Source organism: Paracoccus versutus, assembly GCF_000763885.1.
Taxonomy (GTDB): Bacteria; Pseudomonadota; Alphaproteobacteria; order Rhodobacterales; family Rhodobacteraceae; genus Paracoccus; species Paracoccus versutus.
This window is the reverse complement of the sequence record NZ_JRKO01000003.1, coordinates 1-19,725: the sequence shown is the minus strand read 5'-3', so window position 1 is coordinate 19,725 and position 19,725 is coordinate 1. Positions and strand designations below refer to the sequence as shown.

16 protein-coding genes are annotated in these 19,725 nt (G+C 69.6%); 7 read left to right on the top strand and 9 right to left on the bottom strand.

Annotated elements, in window-relative coordinates; all coding sequences use genetic code 11:
- Nucleotides 1-28 precede the first annotated feature (28 nt).
- Both IT40_RS01850 and IT40_RS01845 read left to right on the top strand, forming a co-directional pair.
- Nucleotides 29-664: a response regulator transcription factor gene (locus IT40_RS01850; RefSeq protein WP_052095680.1), complete on the top strand. Its 636-nt coding sequence runs from the start codon at nt 29-31 to the stop codon at nt 662-664.
- A gap of 13 nt (nt 665-677) precedes the next feature.
- On the top strand, nt 678-1,928 hold the full coding sequence (locus IT40_RS01845; protein ID WP_036749807.1) for a glycosyltransferase: 1,251 nt from the start codon (nt 678-680) through the stop codon (nt 1,926-1,928).
- Here the strand turns inward: IT40_RS01845 and IT40_RS01840 are convergent.
- From IT40_RS01840 to IT40_RS01815, 6 genes are all read right to left on the bottom strand, one after another.
- Complete coding sequence (locus IT40_RS01840; protein ID WP_052095679.1) at nt 1,905-3,191, bottom strand: BamA/TamA family outer membrane protein; 1,287 nt, start codon at nt 3,189-3,191, stop codon at nt 1,905-1,907. The two genes, IT40_RS01845 and IT40_RS01840, sit on opposite strands and share 24 nt — an antisense overlap.
- A gap of 24 nt (nt 3,192-3,215) precedes the next feature.
- The gene (locus IT40_RS01835; protein ID WP_036749805.1) at nt 3,216-4,388 is read right to left on the bottom strand and encodes a beta-barrel domain-containing protein; all 1,173 of its coding nucleotides are present in this window, start codon (nt 4,386-4,388) and stop codon (nt 3,216-3,218) included.
- The gene (locus IT40_RS01830; protein WP_036749802.1) at nt 4,385-6,538 is read right to left on the bottom strand and encodes a type I secretion system permease/ATPase; all 2,154 of its coding nucleotides are present in this window, start codon (nt 6,536-6,538) and stop codon (nt 4,385-4,387) included. The genes IT40_RS01835 and IT40_RS01830 overlap by 4 nt, the downstream gene beginning before the upstream one ends.
- Nucleotides 6,539-6,543: 5 nt before the next feature.
- Nucleotides 6,544-7,860 carry a TolC family protein gene (locus tag IT40_RS01825; RefSeq protein WP_052095689.1) on the bottom strand — a complete coding sequence of 439 codons (1,317 nt, stop codon included), beginning with the start codon at nt 7,858-7,860 and terminating at the stop codon, nt 6,544-6,546.
- Nucleotides 7,861-8,049: 189 nt separating this feature from the next.
- Entirely contained in the window at nt 8,050-10,794 is a 2,745-nt protein-coding gene (locus tag IT40_RS01820; RefSeq protein ID WP_036749799.1) for a hypothetical protein, read from the bottom strand.
- A 352-nt stretch (nt 10,795-11,146) separates the two neighbouring features.
- Nucleotides 11,147-11,365, bottom strand: coding sequence for a hypothetical protein (locus IT40_RS01815; protein ID WP_036749797.1), 219 nt, complete (start codon nt 11,363-11,365; stop codon nt 11,147-11,149).
- Nucleotides 11,366-12,150: 785 nt separating this feature from the next.
- Here IT40_RS01815 and IT40_RS01805 point away from each other — a divergent pair.
- Nucleotides 12,151-13,230, top strand: coding sequence for a PLP-dependent cysteine synthase family protein (locus tag IT40_RS01805; protein ID WP_036749792.1), 1,080 nt, complete (start codon nt 12,151-12,153; stop codon nt 13,228-13,230).
- The gene (locus tag IT40_RS28240; protein ID WP_139294040.1) at nt 13,227-13,409 is read left to right on the top strand and encodes a hypothetical protein; all 183 of its coding nucleotides are present in this window, start codon (nt 13,227-13,229) and stop codon (nt 13,407-13,409) included. Before IT40_RS01805 ends, IT40_RS28240 begins: the two co-directional genes overlap by 4 nt.
- A 558-nt stretch (nt 13,410-13,967) precedes the next feature.
- On the opposite strand, the gene IT40_RS01800 is transcribed toward IT40_RS28240, so the two are convergent.
- Nucleotides 13,968-14,609 carry an arylesterase gene (locus tag IT40_RS01800; protein ID WP_036750050.1) on the bottom strand — a complete coding sequence of 214 codons (642 nt, stop codon included), beginning with the start codon at nt 14,607-14,609 and terminating at the stop codon, nt 13,968-13,970.
- Nucleotides 14,610-14,682: 73 nt separating this feature from the next.
- Here IT40_RS01800 and IT40_RS01795 point away from each other — a divergent pair, with 73 nt between their 5' ends.
- The 3 genes from IT40_RS01795 (at nt 14,683) to IT40_RS28235 (ending at nt 18,425) form a co-directional block, all read left to right on the top strand.
- Nucleotides 14,683-15,381, top strand: a complete 699-nt coding sequence (locus tag IT40_RS01795) for an ABC transporter ATP-binding protein (RefSeq protein WP_036749790.1) — start codon at nt 14,683-14,685, stop codon at nt 15,379-15,381.
- Nucleotides 15,382-15,448: 67 nt separating this feature from the next.
- On the top strand, nt 15,449-17,986 hold the full coding sequence (locus IT40_RS01790; RefSeq protein ID WP_036749787.1) for an ABC transporter permease: 2,538 nt from the start codon (nt 15,449-15,451) through the stop codon (nt 17,984-17,986).
- Between the two features lie 250 nt (nt 17,987-18,236).
- On the top strand, nt 18,237-18,425 hold the full coding sequence (locus IT40_RS28235; protein ID WP_116171090.1) for a hypothetical protein: 189 nt from the start codon (nt 18,237-18,239) through the stop codon (nt 18,423-18,425).
- Nucleotides 18,426-18,464: 39 nt separating this feature from the next.
- Here IT40_RS28235 and IT40_RS26575 read toward each other — a convergent pair whose 3' ends face one another.
- Both IT40_RS26575 and IT40_RS01780 read right to left on the bottom strand, forming a co-directional pair.
- Complete coding sequence (locus tag IT40_RS26575; protein ID WP_084196779.1) at nt 18,465-19,028, bottom strand: CRISPR-associated endonuclease Cas3''; 564 nt, start codon at nt 19,026-19,028, stop codon at nt 18,465-18,467.
- Between the two features lie 203 nt (nt 19,029-19,231).
- Nucleotides 19,232-19,725 (bottom strand): molybdopterin dinucleotide binding domain-containing protein (locus IT40_RS01780; protein ID WP_036749784.1); only part of this gene is annotated, 494 nt, incomplete at its 5' end.

Sequence of the window (19,725 nt, the reverse complement as noted above, 5' to 3'; positions counted from 1 at the left end):
GCGGGCGGCGATGCCGAAAGCAGAAACCATGAATGAACAACAAGAAAACACATTGCGGGTGCTGATCGCGGACGATCACGCCATGATCCTGGAAATGCTCGAGATGTATCTGACCGGCGTCCCGGACATCGAGGTCGAGACCGTGCCCGACCTGCCCGCCGCACTGGAGGCCATCGACCGGCACGGGCCGTTCGATCTGGTGCTGGTCGACCTGGACATGCCCGGCATGGATGGCGTCGCCGGGCTGGGCAAGGCGCTGGAACACAATGGCGGCAAGCCGGTCGGCATTCTGACCAGCAACCCCCCGCCGCGCGTGGTCGAAGAGGTCATGGCGCTTGGCGGGGCGGGGATCGTGCTGAAGACCACCTCGCTCAAAAACCTGGCCAACGAGATCCGCTTCATGGCCGGCGGCGGGCGCTATCTGCCGATCGAACTGGTGAAAACCCGGCAGCAGGCGCAAGAGGACCAGGGCGCGCTGCTGTCCCGCCGCGAATCCGAAGTGCTGGGCCTTCTGGCCGAGGGCAAGCTGAACCGCGAGATCGGCGTGGCGCTGAACCTGGCCGAACCCACGGTCAAGATGCATGTCAAGGCAGTCTGCAAGAAGCTGGGCGTCAGCAACCGGACGCAGGCGGTCATCGCCGCGCGCGACCGCAAGCTGATCTGAGACCGCCAACTCCATGCCAAAGCCCGTCATCGTCTTTGCCGGCGCCGTCTATCCGGGCCAGTTCGGCCCGCTTTGCGACTATCTGCGCAAGGCGGGCATGGCCGAGACCTATTTCCTGACCACGCCCGGCCATCGCCAGCGCCATCAGGACAAGGGCGCCCATATCCTGGCCTTCCAGCCCGACGGTCCCATCACCGGCGCGCAAAGCTATTACTACACCGCCAAGCTGGAACGCTCGGCCCGGATCGGGCGCGGGCTGCTGCTGGCGCTGCGCGAATTCCAGAAAAGCCGCCCCATCGACGTGGTCGTGGCCCATTCGTTGTGGGGCGCGCCGCATTTCCTTTATGACGAGATCGACGCGGCCATCGTCAGCTATGTCGAGTTTCCCAGCTTCCATGCGCATGGCTGGGATCCGGCCTATCCGCCCGACCTGTCGCAGCGCATGAGCGACAAGAACACCGAGATGCTGCATTTCCACCAGGCGCTGCGCAGCGACCTGGTGATCTGTCCCAGCCATCATGCCAAGACGATGTTCCCCCCCGCCCTGCGCGGCAATATCGAGGTGCAGCTGGAAGGGCTGGACTTCGGCCCGGCCTTTGCGCCGCCCCCCGGCCCGCGCCCGTTCACCATCGGCTTTTCGGCGCGCGACCTTTCCAGCGCCAAGGGGTTCGATAGCTTCGTGCGGATCGTGGACCGGCTGGCGCGCGAAGGCTTCGATGCCCGGTTCATCGCCCTGGGCGGGGCGGACGGATCGACCTATGGCTACGAGCAGCAATGGGTGCAGCGCCGATATGGCGGCGAGGTGGCGGATTTCTGCACCCATCTGATGCGGGAATTTCCCGCCGCCGCCGCGGTGCTGGAACGGCCCGGCAAGCTGCCCTACCAGGATTTCGTGCGCGAACTGTCGCAGATCGACCTGTTCCTTTATCCGCTGCGCCACGGCGTGGCGAATTGGGGATTGCTGGAAATCCTGGGCCGGGGCGGATGCGTGATCGCGCCCGACCGCGGCTATCCGGCGGAACTGATCCGCGACGATGTCAACGGCATCCTGCTGCCCGACGACATCGGCCGCTGGCTGGACACGATCCGGGCGCTCAGGGACGATGCCGCAAGGCGGGCGCGGCTTGGCCGGGCAGCGCGCGTCCTGGGCCAGGCCCATACGCTGCAATCCGTGGCGCCGCGCTACATGACGCTGTTCCGGCAGGCGATGGACAATCGCACCCGCCGGCTTGGCGCGGCGTCAAAACCTTGCGTTGACGGATAGGCCGAAGACCTGCCGCTCATCCTGGGGCTGGTGCCGGACCGGCACCGCGGCATAAAGCGAGACCGGCGTGCTGGCCACGTCGAAGGTCAGCGACAGGCCGATGCTGCTGCGGATATGCGCCTTGTCGTCGATGCGCCCGCCCAACGTATCGTCGAGCCCCCAGACCGAGCCGAGATCGGCGAATATCCCGCCGCGCAGGGCGGTGCCCATCACCTTGCCCAGCTCGTGCTGCACCTCGGCCGAGAGGATCAGGTGGCGGTTGCCGCCCAGGAAATCATCGCCATCGGCCGGACCGATGCCGCGCGGGGCGAAGCCGCGAAAACTGTCGCCGCCCGGAAACACCCGGTCCAGCGCGGTCGTGTCGTTGCCGGACAGCCCGGCGACGATGCCGCCGTCCAGCCCCAGCATCAACACGGTGCCGCCCGCCAGCACATGGCGCGCATCCAGTTCCAGCCGGGTTTCCGAGATCGGGCTGGATGTGCCCAGGTTCCACAGGAATTGCTCGAACTGCACGAACAGGCCGCCGGTTTTCCCCCCTGCCCGGTCGCCATGGCTGAAGCCCAGGCGCAGGAAGGGCGCGTCAAGCTGGCCTTGTTCCCGTTGCAGCAGCGGGCTGGCATCGGCATCCAGCCCGAACAGCCTGTGGTCGCGCCAGCCGATGCCGTATTCGATGCGCGTGGCCTCGTCCGGCGTCGCGGCCAGGTAGAACTCGGCCTGGTGGCTGCGCATGGAGAACGCCAGGTCGCTGAAATTGCTGCGCTGGCCCAGGATGTCGATGCCGAAATGCAGCCCCGGCCGGAAAGCGTCGGCGCGATAGAGGCTGATGTCGAAGCTTTTGGCGTCGCGGCTGAAATCGCCATGCACGGCGGCGAAGGTATCGGGCAGCAGGTTGTATTGCTCATAGGACAGGCTGCCGGTCAGGCTGCGGTCGTTCACCCATGAGATCGCCGCCTCGATCCGGCCCGGCCTCTGCTCGACCTCGGTCACGTCGATGACCAGCGCATCCCCCTGTCCGCTGACCGAGACGCGCTCGAACACGCCGGTGGACATCAGGCAGCGCTCGACCCCGGCCAGGTCCGCCGCCTCCAGCGCAATGCCGTCAAGCGCCCCGCAGGCGCGGCGGATGTCGTCCTGGGGGACGAACTCGGCGCCGCGCACCTCGACCCGGTCATAGACCCGCGCCGCGGCGGGCAGGGTCAGCGCGCCCAGAAGCAGGGTGGCGGCTAGGGATGTCCTGGACAGGCGGGTCGGATCATGGCGCATGGGAAAATCGCATCGTTTCAAGGGTTAGCGCAGCCTTGCGCGCAGCAGGGGGCGGATCAGGTAGCTGAGGATGGATTGCTTGCCGCTTTCGATGTCCACCTGCGCCACCATGCCGGGGCGGATCGGGTATTCTTCGCCGAACCGCTCCAGATAGCTGCGCTCGGTCTGGACCATGACGCGATAGAAGTCCTGCGGGCCGGTCGCGGTTTCCTCCTCGACCGTATCCTCGGAGATCTGCGTGACGCGCCCGCGCAGGTCGCCATAGACCGCAAAGTCATAGGCGGTGATCTTGACGCTGGCCGGCATGTCCGGGGCGATGAAGGCCACGTCGCGGGGCAGGATCTTGGTCTCGATCAGCAGCTGGTCGTCGATGGGCGTGATCTCCATGATCGCCTCGCCGGGCTGGACGACGCCGCCCAGGGTGGTGATGGTGATGTTGTTGATCCGCCCCTCGACCGGGGAACGGATGACGGTGCGGCGCAGCTCGTCCTCCTTGCGCACCAGATCCTGCTGCAGCTGGGTCAGCTTGGCCCGGCGCTCGGCCAGGTCGCGATAGGCGTCCTGGACATAGCCGTTGCGCGCCTCGCTGATCTTGCCGTCAAGCTCGGCGCTTTTCTGTCGCAGTTGCAGCAGGTCGATGCGGCTGACCGAGCCGCTGGCGGCCAGCGGCTGAAGGATGTCCAGCTGTTCCTGGACCGAGACGCGCTCCTGCTCCAGCGCGGCAAGCGAGGATTCCAGCCGGGTGCGCCGGGCCTTGAACAGCCGCAATTCGGTCTGCTGCGTCTCGGTCGGATCGGGGCCGAAATCCAGCACCGGCTTTTCCAGGACTTCGGCCTCCAGCCGCGCCACCTCGGCCTCCAGGGCCTCGATCTCGGATTGCACGGCCAGGAAGGCGGCGCGCGGGCGCGTCGCGTCCAGATGGGCGATGACCTGGTCCTGCCGGACCACGTCGCCTTCGGCGACCAGCAATTCGGCGAGAATGCCGCCCTCGAGGCTCTGGATCGTCTGCAACCGGCGCAGCGGAATGACCCGGCCGTCGCCGCGGGTGATCTGGTCGATCTGGGCCAGGGCGGCCCAGACCACGGCGACGATCACCGCCAGAAAGACGATCTGGATGGTCCATCTTGCCTGCCGCAGCACCAGCCGCCGATAACTTCCGTCGATATGGTTGGCGCTGACGGAATCGTCACCGTTCATGTCACCACGTGAACGGGCGCCTGCTGCACCCTGTTCGCCCTGGCCGCATTGAGGATCTGCATCAGATCCCCGTCACGGACGACCCGCCCGTCCTTCAGCACCACCGCCCGGCTGGCCAGCCCCAGCACTTCGCGCTTGTGGGTCGAGATGATGGCCGTCCGCCCCTCCAGCCATTCCCGCAGGAAGGCGATGACCTTGGCCTCGGTCACATGGTCGAAGGCCGAGGTCGGCTCGTCCAGCAGCACGATGCGCGGATCCTGCAGGATGACCCGCGCCAGGCCGATGGCCTGCTTCTGGCCGCCCGAGACATTGGCATTGCTGTAGATCTGCAGGTCCAGGCCGCGGACATGGCGGCGGACATAGCCGCCAAGCCCCACCGCATCCAGCGCGGCCAGCAGTTCCTCGTCGCTGTGCAGGCCGTGATCCAGCAGCAGGTTGTCGCGCAGGGTGCCCTGGAACAGCGCGACGTTCTGCGGCAGGTAGCCGATCTGCCGGCGGCGGTCGATCGGGTCGATCTGGCTGAGCGCAAGGTTGTCGACCAGCACCGCCCCGTCCTGCGGATCGGTCAGCCCGGCCAGCAGGCGCAAGAGCGTGGACTTGCCCGCGCCGTTCCCGCCCAGAAGCGCGATCTTTTCCCCCGCCGCCAGGGTCAGCGCCGGAATGCTGACGACCGGCGCGGCCTCGGGGTCGTGGCGATAGCCGACCTCTTCCAGCCGGTATTCGCCCGACAAGGCCGGGGCGCGGACGTAATGGCGGTCGGCGGGACGCTCGACCGGGGTCTTCATGATCTCGTCCAGCCCCTCCATCGCGGCGCGGACATGCTGCCAGCGCGCCAGAAGCCCCGCGACCTGCCCCATCGGCGCCAGCGTGCGGCTGGACAGAAGCGTGCAGGCGATCAGGCTGCCTACCGTCAGCTCGCCCGAACTGATCAGGTAGACCCCGACGATGATGATGCCGGCATAGGCGAATTTCTGCACCGAGCTGACCAGCTGCGTCATCAGGTTGGTCAGCCCGCGGGTCTTGACCGCCGTCGTCGCCATGGTCGCGGTCAATTGCGCATAGGCGCGCTGCAACCGCCCCTCGGCCCGCGCCGCCTTGACGGTTTCCAGGTTCGAGACGGTTTCCAGCAGCAGCCCGTTCAGCGCCGCCGCCTCGCGGGTGCTTTCGCGCGAGGCGCGGCCCAGGCGACGCTGCAGCACCAGGCCGGGTAGGACGGTCAGCACCACCGCCGCCACCACGACCAGCGCCAGCGCGCCGCCCAGCCAGGCCAAGACGCCGATGAAGATGATGACGAAGGGAATGTCGCAAAGCGCCGTGACGGTGCCCGAGGTGAAGAATTCGCGCACCGTGGCAAAGTCGCGGACCTGGTTGGCGAATACGCCGGTCGATTTCGGCTGATGCGCCAGCCGCAGGTTCGACACCCGGTCGAAAAGCTGCGCCGACAGCCGCAGGTCAAGGTCGCGCCCCGACACGTCGATCAGCGAGGCGCGCATGATCCGCAGCAGGATCTCCAGCACGATGGCGATGCCCACGCCGCTGGCCAGGATCCACAGGGTGTCGAACGCCTGGTTCGGCACCACGCGGTCATAGACCTGCATCGAGAACAGCGCCGTGGCGATGGCCAGCAGGTTGGCAACGAACGAGGCGATGATGACATCGCGATAGATCGGCCAGTTGTCCAGCACCGGGCCGATGATCCAGTGCCGCTTTTCGCCATCGGTCTTGTCCAGCCGGTCTGCGACGATGTCGATGGGCTTGGACACCAGGATGCGCCCGTCATGGCGTTCGGCCAGTTCCTCGGCCGTCCAGACCGCCCGGCCGCCGCCGGTGGCGGGCAGGATCAGGCTGGCCTGGCCGTCGTGCATGGCCTCGAGGATGACGGTGCTGCCGTCGCGCAGGAACAAAAGCGCGGGCAGGCCGTGTTCGGGAAAGCCGGCCAGGGGCTCGTTGCTGATGCGGCAGCTCATGTTGGCGCGGCGCAGGGCCAGCGCGGCAAGCCGGGGCGGCAGGCTTTCGCCGCGGGCGCGGGGCAGCCCGTCGGTCAGCCGCTCGGCCGAGGCCGAGACGCCATGGACGCGGCAAAGCTCGACAAGACCCAGGACCAGGGGGTCCGTCGCCGGGGATTGGGGGTCATGCTTGGATGCGCTCAACGGTTTCAGCCTCCCGCGGAATTGGCGAGGATGAGCGTGCCAAGCACGCCGAGGTCATGTGCCGCCTGGTATTCGGTGCGCTTTCTGGCGTCATAGGTGGCAATGCTGTCGATCTGCGCGTCGTAGAGGTCGCGCCCGGTGGTCAGCAGGTCGATCAGTTCCCGCTGGCCGCCGACGAATTGCTCTTCATAGCTGTCCAGCACCTGCTGCGCCTGCGCCAGCTGCCGGGATTGCGACGCCTCGCTGGCCCGCAGCACGCGCACGCGCTCGACCGCGCTTTGGGCGCCGTTGGCCAGGTTGCGCCGGATCGCCTCCATGTTGGAGCGCGCCGCATCCGCCTCGAGCTGCGCCGACTGGATCTGCCGGCCGCTGAAGCTGCCCGCGTTCAGGTCGACGCCGGCGGCCAGCCCGACCGCGGTGCGGCTGCGCCCGCCATCCAGGTCGGCGCGGCCCTGCGCTTGCAGGCGGATCACCGGCAGCCGTTCGGCCCGCGCCAGGGCGATCCCGGCCTCGGCCACGCCCAGCTCCGCATTGGCGGCGATGAAATCCGGCGACAGGCGGACCGCCGCCTCGACCGCATCGGCCTTGGCGTAGCGGCCGGCAAAGCCCAGCTCCGGCGGCTTGGCGATGCTGCCCGGCGCCCGCCCCATCAGGAAGGCAAGCTGCGAAAGCGCCAGCCCGCGCTCGCTGGTCAGCTGGTCCAGCCGCTCCTCGGTCCGGGCGATTTCCAGCTCCGCCCGCGCGACCTCTCCGCTGTCGCCCAGCCCGCCCTGGGCGCGGGCCGCGGCATGTCCCGCGATCCGCTGGGCAAAGCCCAGATAGTCGCGGGTGCGGGCGATCTTCCTGTCCAGCACCTCGATGTCGAGATAGAAGTTCGAAACCTCCAGCGTCAGCTGCTCGATCCCCATCTTCAGTTCGGAGACGGATTTCACCCGCTCCTGCGAGGTGCTGGCGATCAGGTTGCGCACCCGGCCCCAGTCATACAGCACCTGCGAGACCGTCAGCGTCACCCCGGCGCCGTTGGCATCGGTGGTGTTGGTATCGGCCGAAATGCTGAACTGCGGATAGCGCTGGTCCCTGGCCGCCTCGATGTCGACCGAGCGGCGCGCGACCTGCTGGCGCATCGCCGTGATCCCCGGATCGCGTTCCGAAGCGACAAGCACCGCCTGGGGCAAGGTGGTGGCCTGCACGGCGGCGGGCGTGCCGCCCAGAACGGCAAGGATCAGGGCCAGGGCCGCAACGCCGCGCCTTCTGGAAAAGAACCGGGTTTCAAAGCCGCTGGGCAGCGCAAGGCGCGACAGATTATGTCTTATAAGAATCATGGATGGCATCCGCCGGATCTTCTTCGCAAGGCCGCGCATGTCGGCGGTTCTGTGGCTTTACTTCGGACAAAACAGTTCGTTGTGGCAAGAGGGCAGCGCCAATATGCACAGGATGAACGGCTCGTCCATTTGCCTTAAAAGACTAATTTACGCATTATCTCCGCGCTGCGTATGCTCGCAGGTCGGCTGTCAGTGGTTGTCGTCGTCGCCCGGGAACAGGCCAAGCTGGCCCAGCAGCCCGCCGCCGCCCAGAAGCGACGAGGCGGCTTCGCTCTCGACCGCATCTTCTCCGAACAGCGTGGCGAGCGCGTTTTCGACGGCCGCATCCGCCGCAAAAAGCCCTCCCTCGCCGATTTCCGCGCCGATCGGGTCCAGCAGCGCCGCCAGGGGGTCGGTCACGCCGCCCGTCGCCCGTTCGCCGCTGTCGATGATCTCGTTGAGCAGGCTGTCCACCTCGGGATCATGCCCGGCCAGGGCGTCGCTGGCCGCCGCCTGGGGCTGGGCCAGGGCCGCTTCCAGCCCGACCACGCCCAGAAGGCCGCCCACCAGGTCGTCGGTCAGGGGGGGCTCGGCCGCGGGGTCGATGCCGAAGACATCCTGGTCCGAGAGCAATTCATGGAACAGCAGGTCCGTCACCATGTCCGATGCGTCGAACACCGCGCCGGCGATGGACGGATCGCCGCCGATCAGGCTTTCCAGGAAGCCGTCGTCATCGCCATGCTCTTCCCCGGTCGGGGCCCCGGCCGAAAGCTGCGGTTCCTGGCCGGCGCCTGCTCCCAGCAGCCCGGTCAGCTCGTCCAGCAGGCCGCCGGCCAGCGGCAATGCCGGATCCGAGCCCGCAGCCGGCTCTGGCGCGGCTTGCCCGGCGATCCCGGTCGCGATTCCCCCCAGCAGGCCGCCCTCGCCGGCGACAGGGCCAAGAACGTCCTGCACCAGGTCAAGCCCGGCGGATAGCGCGCCATTCTCGTCCAGGATCGGGTCGCCGGTCCCCACCGCATCGGCGACCGCGCCCAGCACGCCCGTCGCCAGAGCGCCTTCCTCCGACACGGGTTCAGCCAGCGAAGCGGCAAGCGCGCCGGGTTCTTCCAGAACCGGCGCAGGCGATGCCTGGGCCGGGACCGTGGCGCTTGACGCGCTTCCCCTGCCCAGCAGGCTGCCGGTCAGGCCGCCCAGCAGACCGCCCGGTCCAAGGATCGGACCCAGCAGACCGCCCTCCCCCAGGATCGGGGCCGTGATGCCGCCCAGCAACCCGTCTTCGGCCAGGATGGGCGCCGTGATGCCACCCAGCAGCCCGCTTTCACCCAGGATCGGCTCCAGCAAGCCTTCCTGGACGACCCCCACCACGCTGCCGAGCGCACTGTCCTCGCCCAGGATGGGGTCAAGGACCGCGCCCAGCAAGCCGTCGGGACCAAGGATGGGATCGACCAGCGAATCCGTCACCGTGCCCAGCAGCCCCTCGGGGCCAAGGACGGGCGAGACGAGGCTGTCGACCAGCCCGCCCTGGCCCAGAAGGGGATCAACCACGCTTCCCAGCAGCCCGTCTTGGCCCAGCACCGGCTCGAGCACGCTTTCCTGGACGACGCCCACCACGCTGCCGAGCGCACCGTCCTCGCCCAGGATGGGAGCCAGGACGTCGCCCACCAGCCCATCAGGCCCCAGAATCGGATCGAGCAGCGAATCCGTCACCGTGCCCAGAACCCCATCGGAACCGAGAATGGGGGAAACGAGGCTGTCGACCAGTCCATCCTCGCCCAGGATGGGGGCCAGGGCTTCGCCCACCAGCCCGTCGGGCCCCAGGATCGGATCGAGCAGCGAATCCGTCACCGTGCCCAGCAACCCGTCGGGGCCGAGAATGGGGGAAACAAGGCTGTCGACCAGTCCATCCTCGCCCAGGATGGGGGCCAGGGCTTCGCCCACCAGCCCATCAGGCCCCAGGATCGGATCGAGCAGCGAATCCGTCACCGTGCCCAGCAACCCGTCTGGGCCGAGGATGGGCGAGACGAGGCTGTCGATCAGGCCGCCCTCGCCCAGGATGGGGGTGACGAGATTGCCCAGCAGCCCGTCCTTGCCCAGAATCGGCTCGAGCAGGCCCTCCTGGACGACGCCCACCACACTGTCCAGCAGGCCATCCTTGCCCAGGATGGGGTTCAGCAGATCGCTCACCAGCCCGTCCGGGCCAAGGATCGGGTCGACCAGCGAATCCGTCACCGTGCCCAGCAGCCCGTCGGCGCCGAGGATGGGCGAGACGAGGCTGTCGACCAGCCCGTCCTCGCCCAGAAGCGACCCGTCCGCCTCGGAAGGCGCATCTTCGGCAGCCGTCCCGTCCTGGGCGACAGGGCCCGCATCGGCCGCCGCAGCCGTCGGCCCATCGCCCGCAACGACGCGCGAAGGCGCAGCGGCCAGGCGATCCGTGACCGGCGCGGCAGCCGGCGGCTCCGCCGCGGGCAAGGTGGTGTTGACGGCCGCGCGAATCGACAATTCGCCCGCCTCCTGATCGCCGATCCTGCCCAGGGGCGGCGCAAAGGCGGCCACGCTGTCGGCAGCCGGCGTGCCGCCGCCGGATGCTGCGGCATCAGCCTGCGGCACCTGCGACGCGCCCGCCGGCACGGCCGATTGCGCCACGGCGAACGCGCCGGCGGGCGCCATGCTGGCGAAGGTTTCCGCCCCCGCAACCGCCCGGTCGCCGGCAAGGTCCGGGGCTTTGCCGGGCTCCTCGGCGGCCTGGGACAGCAGGTCGGATTGCCCGGCATGGGTCGCGGTCTGGGTGGCAAGCCCCATGCCGATCGCGCTGAGGCCCAGGGCGGTGCCGCCCGCCCCCTCGGCATGGATGCGCGGCTGGGCGTCCCGAGGGGCGGCGGCAGGGGCGGCCGGGATATTCGTCTCGGACCCGTGCCGCGCTGCGGCCTTCGTGGGGTCGGGCTTCTTTGCCGCCATTCCATCCTCGTTCAGCTCCGGCGGGCTTGAACTGCCCAAAGGTTTGGGCGCGCCGGGGCCGGGCAGGTAAGTCACATACTATAGTATGCAGACATTCCATTAGGATGGCAATGCGATTCCGCGCCCCCCTGGCGCGGGAGGCGGCGCATGGGCCAAGGACGCTGGCCATGCCGGGAAACGGCACCCGACAGCGCCCGGAACGGGCGGGCATGGGCGCGCAGACGACCGGGGCCAGCGCCAAGCCGACGGCATGGAGGTCGAGCGCTATCCGCGCCGCGCCGGCGGAACCGTTCGGCATGTCCGGCAACCGGCGCGGGCCTTGTCGCCCGGATCATCCACGGCTCGCCGGGCGTCAGGCAAAGCCGAACCAGTCCCCGCGCGAGCTGCCCGCGCCGCTTGGGGCCGCGCAGCGGGAAGCCTTGGCCGTAGTGTCCGGGCGCAGCCTGGTGGTGTCCCAGCCTTCCGCCCGCTCGTCGCGCCGCGCAAGGCCGTTCGCCGCCAGCGCGACCGTCCTGATCAGGAAATGCGCCCGCGGCGGCCCGGTCCGCCCAATCCGCGGCAGGACCGACATCCTGCTGCTGGATCAGGGACACCCAGCATGCCGTGGAGCAGCGGGTCCAGCGGGCGCGAGATGCGGTCGGTCCAGAGGATGCCGGCGCTGGCGGGCTCGACCCGCTCGATGCTGGCAGCCAGCATGTGCCCGGACAGCTCCAGCGTGCCGGTCAGGATGGAACGGGCGCCAAGGCGCGCCGATTGCCTGAAAGTCAGGCCCGGCCAAAGCGGAACGAAGAGTCCCGCGCGATCACCGCAAGCCAGCGCAGGCGCGACAGCGCGCGCAGGATCTCATGCGGCAGGGCCTCGGTCAGGATGGCGTGGTCATGCGACTAGCCGGAAGGGCGGAACGGCAGCGCCGCCAGCGCGGGGCCCCGTCGCGGCGGCGACCTGCGCAAGCGAACGGCGGGCACCAGCCGGAAACCGCGGCCGTGAACGGTGCGGACGATGTCCTGCCGCTCGCCATCGTCCCCGAGCGCAGCCCATGCGGCGCGGATGCGGGTGGCGGCGCCGGCGTCGGCGTCGGACACGACCCTCAGAGGACATCCACCATTCGCCCTTGCCGACCAGCCGCCCGCCAGCCCGCAAAAGCCCGCGCAGCACCAGGAACCCCTGTGGCTCCAGCCGAACCGCTCCGCCGCAGCTCGAATTTCTGGTCATCCCGCTCGAAGTCGCCGAAGATGTGGATCATGCGCAAGCCTATCGCAAAGCGGGGGCACCTGCACGACTTCTTCATGGTTCGATCAAGCATTCCGATCGCCGTTGGACCATGATCGCTTCATCTTTAGCCAAGGGAATCGGACCATGACGACGCAAGGCACAAGGACGACCGCCGGTCGCGGGCGGCTCTATGACAGCATCCTGGACACGGTGGGCGACACGCCGGTGATCCGCGTCAACAACCTGGCGCCCGACGGGGTGGATCTCTACGTCAAGGCAGAGTTCTTCAACCCCGCCGCCTCGGTCAAGGACCGGCTGGCGCTGAACATCATCGAGGCGGCGGAACGCTCAGGCGCGTTGAAGCCGGGGCAGACCGTGGTCGAGGCGACCAGCGGCAACACCGGCATCGGGCTGGCCATGGTCTGCGCGCAAAAGGGCTATCCGCTGGTCGTCACCATGGCGGAAAGCTTCTCGGTCGAGCGGCGGCGGCTGATGCGGCTGCTGGGGGCAAAGGTGGTGCTGACGCCCCGCGCCGAAAAGGGCACGGGGATGTACAACAAGGCCGTGGAACTGGCGCAGAAACACGGCTGGTTCCTGGCCCGCCAGTTCGAGACCGCGGCCAATGCCGACATCCACGAGGCGACCACGGCGCGCGAGATCCTGGGCGATTTCGCCGGGCGCAGGCTCGACTGCGTGGTGACGGGCTATGGCACCGGCGGCACCGTCACCGGCCTGGCCCGCGTCCTGCGCAAGGAATGCCCCCAGACCAGGATCGTGCTGGCCGAGCCGGCCAATGCCGCCCTGGTCTCCAGCGGCATCGCGCAGCAACGGGGCGCGGCGGATGCGCCGGCGGCCAGCCATCCGGCCTTCGAGCCGCATCCGATCCAGGGCTGGACCCCGGACTTCATCCCCTTCGTGCTGCAGGAGGCGCTGGACAAGGGCGGCTATGACGAGCTTGTCACCGTGCCCGGCGCGGATGGCATCGCCTGGGCGAAAAAGCTGGCCGCGCGCGAGGGGATCCTGACCGGCATCTCGGGCGGCGCGACCTTTGCCGCCGCCATGGGCATCGCCGAAAAGGCCGTGCCCGGCACGGTGATCCTTGCCATGCTGCCCGACACAGGCGAGCGCTACCTGTCCACCCCGCTGTTCCAGGACATCCCCGAGGACATGGACGACGAGGAACGCGCGCTTTCCGAATCCACCCCCGGCTACCGGATGGGATGAGCGCCAGGGCCGCGCGCCCGGAGACGCTGGACCCGGAGGACTGGGGCACGCTCGCCTGCATCGCCCATGCCGCGGCGGGACGCCATCGCCCGCACGGCAGCCCCGCGCGACCGCCCCGTCCGGCGCCCGATGCCCCAGGCGGTGCGAAAGCCCTGCACCACGCGGATTTCGCGCATTGAAGATATGGATGATGCTCAAGGAACAAGGCGCGCAGGTTTCGGGCGCAACATCGACCGGCTCCACCGCCTTGCCGCGAGGATCGACGCCGAGCCGCGGTCCGCTGCCTGTCGCCCGTCACGCTGGACATCCTCTGCTTCCGCTATGATCCGGGCGGGCTGGACACGACTGCGCTGGCAGCGCTGAACGCCGAGATCATGATGCGGCTGCAAGAACAGGGGGCGCCGCCTTCTCGGATACCTGGGTGCATGGCGAACGCGGGCCGCAGGCCGCCTTGTGCCATCACCGGACCACGGACGCGGATCTGGACCTGGCGATGGCGCGGCTCTGCGCCTGGGCAAGGCGCTGGCGTGATGCCGGAACGCCCGAGGGCGGGAAACAGCCGCCGGCCGATGACCGCAGCCCGGTCGCGTCGGATTGCAGCCTTCCCGAAGCGGTCAGCCGCAAGCTGCCCCTTGTCGGCCTGATGCGAGAGCCCGCCTTGGCAACTTGTAGGCATGGCCGCCTGCGCCTTCACGCCGTCGCCCGGCAGCCGGCGCAGAGCCCGGTTCCCGGCGATGTCATTCCTTCCCTTCGATGCCGTCCAGGAACCGCAGCACCTCGGGGCCCAGCCCTTCGACGATCCGCGCCACGCCCGCGGCATTCGGATGCAGCCCGTCGGGTTGCAGATAGGCGCCCAAGCCCGCGGGATCGCCCGTGCCTTCAAGCAGCGGCGCAAGGAAGCTGCCCGCCAGCGGCACGTCATGCGCCTGGGCCAGGTCCGGGTAGATCGCGTCGAAGGCCCGGCGGTATTCGGGGCCGTAATTGCCCGGCGCCTCCATCCCCACCAGCAGCACGGGCACGTCCTGCGCGGCCGCCTCGGCCAGGATCGCGTCCAGGTTGGCGCGGCTGACCTCGGGCAGGATGCCGCGCAGAAGATCGTTGCCGCCCAGCGCCACGATCATCGCATCCGCCCCATCGGCCAGCGCCCAGCCGACCCGCGCCCGCCCGCCCGCGGTGGTGTCGCCCGAGACCCCGGCGTTCAGCACCGTCACCTCGCGCCCTTCGGCCCGCAGCCAGCCCTCCAGCTGCGGCACGAAGCCCTGGTCCGGCGGCAGGCCGTAGCCCTGCGTCAAACTGTCGCCCAGCGCCACCAGCCGCAGCGGCCCTGCCGCCGCCGGCAGCGCCAGCAGCGCCAAACCGATGAAGACCACGGACATCATCGCCATCATGCGGTTGCGGAAATCCCGCCCGGCCCCATATCCCGAGGCAGGACGGTCAGGTGAAGGACGGGTGATGACGGAGCCGGTGGTTTCGCTGCGCGAAGCGCGGCTGACGTTGATGGGAAACGCCGGTCCGGTGGAAATCCTGAAAGGCATCACCCTCGACGTGGCGCAGGGCGAGACCTTGGGGCTGGTGGGTCCGTCTGGTTCGGGCAAGTCCTCTCTCCTCATGCTCATGGGCGGGCTCGAACGGGCCACGGGGGGCAGCGTCCGCGCGCTGGGTCGCGATCTGACGGCGCTGGACGAAGATGCGCTTGCCCGGTTCCGCAGGGGGAATATGGGCGTGGTCTTCCAGTCCTTCCACCTCATCCCGACGATGACGGCGCTGGAAAACGTCGCCGTGCCGCTGGAGCTGATGGGCGCGAAGGATGCTTTCGAACGCGCGGCCGCCGAACTGGCGGCCGTGGGGCTGGAGAAACGCGCCGGGCATTATCCCGCGCAGCTGTCGGGGGGCGAGCAGCAGCGCGTGGCCTTGGCCCGCGCCGCGGTGACGCGCCCCGCGATCCTGCTGGCCGACGAGCCGACCGGCAACCTGGACGGAAGGAACGGCCGGGCGATCATGGACCTGCTGTTCGGTCTGCGCGACCGGCACGGCGCGACGCTGATCCTCGTCACCCATGCGCCCGAACTCGCGGCGCGCTGCGACCGGGTGGTGCATCTGGCCGACGGCCGGATCGAGGATGAGGCGGCCGGACAGAGGGCGGCGGAATGACGGCCCGGTCCCCTTGCCGCCCGGCGCGGGTGCCGGGCCGAAGCGCCCCCTGCCCCGCGGTCCGGCCATGAGCGCCCGCACGGCCCTGCGCCTTGCCCGGCGCGAGCTGCGCGGCGGGTTGCGCGGCTTCCGCATCTTCCTGGCCTGCCTGGTCCTTGGCGTCGCGGCCATCGCTGCGGTGGGCATCGTGCGCGCCTCGATCCAGGCGGGGCTGGCCGACCAGGGCGCGATCCTGCTGGGCGGCGATGCGCAGATGCAGTTCACCTATCGCCATGCCACCGAGGCCGAGCGCGCCTTCATGGATCGCGTCGCGCTGCGCACCTCCGAGGTAATCGACTTTCGCTCGATGGCCGTGGTGGGCGAAGGCGACGTGGCCGAGCATGGCCTGACCCAGGTGAAGGCCGTGGACGGCGCCTATCCGCTGGTCGGCACGGTCGATCTGGACCCGCCGATGCCGCTCGATCAGGCGCTGGCGGACAAGGACGGCCTGCCGGGCGCGGTGATGGACCGGGTGCTGGTCGACCGGCTGGGCCTTGGCATCGGCGACAGGTTCCGGCTGGGCCTGCAATCCTTTCGCCTGGAGGCGGTGCTGGTGGGCGAACCCGACAGCGCCTCGGGCGGCTTCGGCCTTGGCCCGCGCACGCTGGTCGCCAGCCCGGCGCTGGCGGATTCGGGGCTGATCGGGCCGGGCACGCTGTTCGACACGCAATACCGCATGCTCCTGCCGCCTGGGACGGACCTTGACGCCCTGCGGCAAGAGGCGATGGCCGCCTTTCCCGACACCGGCCTGCGCTGGCGGGACAGCCGCCGCGCCGCGCCGGGGATCGAACGCTTCGTGGACCGGATCGGGGCTTTCCTGGTGATCGTCGGGCTGGCCGGCCTGGCGGTGGGCGGGGTCGGCGTCTCGGCGGCGGTGCGCGCCTATCTGGCGGGCAAGACGGCGACCATCGCCACGCTGCGCACCCTTGGGGCCGATCAGCGGGTGGTGTTCCTGACCTATCTGTTCCAGATCGCGGCGCTGACCGCCCTGGGGGTCGGGGCTGGGCTGATCCTTGGCGCAGCCATTCCCCTGGCGCTCGCGCCGATGATCGGGCGGCTGCTGCCCGTGCCGGCGGTCTTTGCGCCCTGGCCCGCACCGCTGGCCGAGGCGGCGTTCTACGGCATCGCCACCGCGCTGCTCTTCACGCTCTGGCCGCTGGCGCGCACCGCCCGCATCCGGGCGGCGGCGCTTTACCGCGAGGCGGCGGGCGCGGCGCCCGGCTGGCCCCGGCCGGTGTGGTGGGCGGTGTCCGCGGCACTATCGGCCGTGCTGATCGGCGGGGCGGCGCTGTTTTCCGGCGTGCCGCAACTGGCGCTGGGGGCGGCCTTCGGCATCGTGGCGGCGCTGGGGGTGCTGGTCCTGTCGGCCGTGCTGGTGCGCCGCGCGGCGCGGTTCCTGGCGCGCAGGCCCGCCCTGCGCGGGCGGCCGACATTACGGCTGGCGCTGTCGGCCATCGGCGGGCCGGGACAGGAAACCACCTCGGTCATCCTCTCGCTGGGGCTGGGCCTTGCTGTGCTGGCCAGCGTGGGACAGATCGAGGCCAACCTGCGCGCCGCCATCGACCGCGACCTGCCGGCCCGCGCGCCGGCCTATTTCTTCCTCGACATCCAGAACGACCAGATGGCGGCGTTCAATGCCCGGCTGGATGCGGACCCCGGCGTCGAGCGGGTGGAGAGCGCCCCCATGCTGCGCGGCATCCTGACCCGCATCAACGGCCGGCCCGCCGCCGAGGTTGCGGGCGACCACTGGGTGCTGCGCGGCGATCGCGGCGTCACCTATTCCGAAGCCCCGCCCGAAGGCACCACGGTGACTGCCGGCACCTGGTGGCCCCAGGGCTACGATGGCCCGCCACAGGTCTCGTTCGGGGCCGAGGAGGCCGCGGAACTGGGGTTGACGCTGGGCGACCGGATCACGGTGAACATCCTGGGCCGCGACATCGAGGCCCGGATCACCAGCTTCCGCGCGGTCGATTTCTCGACCGGCGGCCTCGGCTTCGTCATGTCGATGAGCCCGAACGCGCTGAGCGGCGCGCCCCATACCCATATCGCCACGGTCTATGCCGGGACCGAGGCCGAGGGCCGCATCCTGCGCGATCTGGCGCGCGCCTTCCCGAACGTGACCGCCATCCGGGTTCGCGATGCGGCGGACCGGGTGGCCGAGGCGCTCGGCGCCATCGCCTCGGCCGCCGCCTGGGCGGCGGGGGCGACGCTCGTGACCGGGTTCATGGTGCTGATCGGCGCCGCCGCGGCGGGCGAGCGGGCGCGGCTCTTCGAGGCGGCGGTCCTGCGCACGCTGGGCGCGACGCGGGGCCGCATCCTTGCGTCCTTCGCGCTGCGCTCGGCGCTGATGGGGGCCGCGGCAGGCCTCGTCGCGATCCTTGCCGGCGGGGTCGCTGGCTGGGCGGTGATCACCTTCGTGATGGAGACGCGCTACGTGTTCGAGCCGGTCTCGGCGGTGGCGATCGTCCTGGGCGGCGTGGTTGCGGTCATGCTGGCCGGCATCGGTTTTGCGCTGCGCCCGCTGTCGGCGCGCCCGGCCCAGGTGCTGCGGGCGCAGGACGGCTAGGGGGCGAGCCGCCCCGGCTTCGTGCCCGCCGCACCGCGCCTATGTCTATCGGGCCCTCGCACTGGCATGATCGCCGTCGGCGAATACCGGGAAGGCCGGGCCCCTTGCAGCCCTTCAGCCTTTCCCGAGCAATGGGTACCTGCTGATCCGCGCTTTCGTGAAGGAGGTTTGCCCAGGCGGAGCGGCTGGCCATAGGTCTGGGTGTTTCGATCCACGCCTCCGTGTATGGAATCGCAAAGATAATCCGGCGATGCCCGTGGCCTGCGGCATGGTCCAGCGCAAACCCCAGCGAGGCCAGCGTCTTGCCGCCGCCGGTGGGCACGGTCAGGGTGAACAGTCCCGGCGCCATGGCCGCGCCGCGCCGGACATGGGCCAGGATATCGGCGCGCAGGCGGTTGATCCGGCCATCGCGGTCGAATTGCGCCATATGCGTGTCTAAGGCGCGTCTCCAGTCCGGCAACAGATCGGCCAGGGCCGGCTAGTCAAGATCCGGCCGCGTGCCGTTCAGCCCGGCATAGAAGGCCTCGGTATCGCGGAAAACGCCATGCGCGCGGCGCCCGGCAGATCGAAACCGCAGGAGGCCGGCCGCATCTAGCGCCGCCAGTTCCCTGGCGACGGGACCGAAATCCGAACCGGCCGCCGCCGAGATTTCCGGCGCAATCGGATCGCGGAAAGCGTCGAGCCGGCGCTCCATGCTGTTGTCCGCGCCATAGCGGTCGGGCAGGCCCGCATGTTGGCCCAGGATGGCATGGCCGATCACCTCGGCGCAGGGGCGCAGGCCGGCGGGTGACTGGGCGTAAAGCAGGGCGGCGCCGGCCGTCGAATGTTCCCCCCGGACATTCTGACCGTCGAGAAGGCGGCCGAAGGCAGGGTCATACTTGCCGAAGTCATGAAAAAGACCGGCCACATGCGCTACGGCCTGCAACCCCAGGGGCGCGCCGCGCGCCGCAGCCAGCGCGGCCGTGTTCCGAAGCTGATCGGCCGGCAATTGCCAGTCGGCGCGATCCTTGCGGCTACCCGTATGCGCGCAATAGTTTGCCATCGCTGTTCCCGCCCGACCCCGCTGACTGGTTCACAGACCGACTCGTCAGCATCAGCCAGCATTCCGCGGGGCAGCCGTAACCCGCAAGCCATGGATCCGATTGGCAAACTCCTGCTCCAGATGGCGTCTGCCGGCAGCACCGCTTCGACGGATTGAACGGGCTTTTCCCGCCGCGGGAAATGGGTCGCGGCCGGGAGTCCCGATCAGGTGGCGATGCGCACGGGGACGGATTTCGCGGCGGGCGTTCCGGTGATGTGGTCGTGGTAGTCGAGCGGCATGAGCGGGTTCAGCTCCGGGTAATATCCCGCGACCGAGCCGCTCGGCATCGGATAGGCGACGACCGTCAGCCCCGCGACCCGCCGGGGCCGGCCGTCGCGGCTGATCGTCTCCAGCGCCACCGCCTGGCCGTCGGCAAGCCCGCGCGCGGCGATGTCGCCCGCATTCATGAACAGCACCATGCGGTCGCCGTGGATGCCCCGGTAACGGTCGTTGTAGCTGTAGATCGTGGTGTTGAACTGGTCGTGCGAGCGGATCGTGGACAGCCGCAGCATCTGCGGATCGTCCACCGGGTCGTTGACCTCCAGCCCCGGCAGCGGCAGGAAATTCGCCTTGCCGTTCGGCGTGGCCCAGACGCGCCGGCGCGGCGGCACATCAAGGTGAAAGCCGTGCGGCGCCTTGATGCGGCTGTTGAAATCGG